This is a genomic window from Pseudomonas sp. GM33 (assembly GCF_000282295.1).
In the GTDB taxonomy this organism is placed as follows: Bacteria; Pseudomonadota; Gammaproteobacteria; order Pseudomonadales; family Pseudomonadaceae; genus Aquipseudomonas; species Aquipseudomonas laurylsulfatiphila.
This window is the reverse complement of the sequence record NZ_AKJO01000059.1, coordinates 1-1,506: the sequence shown is the minus strand read 5'-3', so window position 1 is coordinate 1,506 and position 1,506 is coordinate 1. Positions and strand designations below refer to the sequence as shown.

General features: G+C 48.3%; 1 protein-coding gene. It reads right to left on the bottom strand.

What is annotated here, in order from left to right:
- Window positions 1–136: 136 nt before the first annotated feature.
- On the bottom strand, window positions 137–1,506 hold a 1,370-nt coding region (locus PMI26_RS31820; RefSeq protein WP_007972288.1), incomplete at its 5' end, for an RHS repeat-associated core domain-containing protein.

Below are 1,506 nucleotides of genomic sequence, written 5' to 3'. Positions count from 1 at the left end.
GGCGGTGTTGATGTTGCGGCCGCAGGGGTAGTTGACTCTGGTTTTATCCGATTGCTCTGACAGGGTTTTATTAAGTAAAACCCTGTCAGAGCAGGAAGACGGTTTAGGAACGTAATATTGTGGAACTCAATATTCATCAGATCCATTTTGCATCCGGTGTTGCTTTGAATTTTCTTTGTGCGATTTCAATGTGATACACCCCAAAAGGGTCTTTGGAAATTTTGTCGACTTTGAATTGAGTCATTGGCTTGAATATACTTTCCGTTTCTGGTGTGTGATCTACTCTGAATGCGTTACCTGTCGTCTTTAAAAGTGCTGGGAGCGTCGGGCGTAAAGTGCTCGGAACATGGAGTTTATCTATGAATTTTTTCGCGGTTTTTTTGTTTGGAGTAAAAGCCGCAAATATGCTGGTTTGTAGTATGTCACCTACTTTGATACTGTCTGGATTCTGCAAGCGAGTTCCGCGATAGAGCTCGCTTGTCATTTGCGGGCCCAGTGATGCTGCTAACAGGCTAATTGTTTTTTTAGAGTCTCTGGCGTGGGATTCCAGTAGTTCCATCGCCGGGTCATACACCCTCAGCTTTCTGGCAGGGGGTAGCTTAACTGTTCCATAGTCACCATCATTGTTTTTGAGCTCTGAGTAAACTGCTGTTCTAGTTTCGGAGAGCGTTTTTTTTATTATATCAGAGGGGTTGTTTTCGTAGTGATTACGGCTATGCCCCTTGAAATAAAGAGCGCCGGCATTTGTTCCCCAAATGAGTTGCATTCCCTCTTTTTCGTCTGCTGTTAATGGCCTGTCATAGGCTTCTGGTTGTCCTATAAAGCCAAGGCGGACTCTGAAATAATCAATATACTTTTCAGGCTGTACTTTTTTTCTTTTCAGGTACGAGGTGGCTACGCTGATTAAGTCTGCCTCAGGAAGAAGTTCCTTGTTCTCAACAAGTTGTCCCTCGATGGAATTTATTTCGTCTTGCGTTAATTCCCTTCCTATATTCCCATCCTGATCACCAAAGTTTATGGGTCTGTTTCTGACCATCGCAAATAAATTCATCCCATCCACATACCCCGCCGGATCCGGATTGATCCACCGCTGCAACCACGGCGCGTAATACCTGAACCCATAATAATAAAGCCCCGTCGCATCCCGCTCCTTACCCGAATAACGCACCGTCTTGTACTTGGCTTCGGTGTCCGATCGGGCAGCAAAACACGCCGTACCACCAAACGGGTAATACCATTCCTGGCTGATCAGATCGGCGTACTGGTCCAGTTCCAGAGCGCTGGACTGCAAGTGGTCGTTGAGGCTGTAGCGCACTTGATTGTTGGCGATGTCCTTGGGCTGTCCAGCGACCCAATGCAGCACCTGCACGCTGTTGCTACCGGCGCTGGCGGTGATCACGTGAAGGACTTCCCCGGTGCCACCGTGACTACGGATCTCCACGCCGGGCAGGTAGCGCACTTCGCTGATCAGTGTGCGGGCGTTGGTCTGGTTCGCGCGGAGCTTGC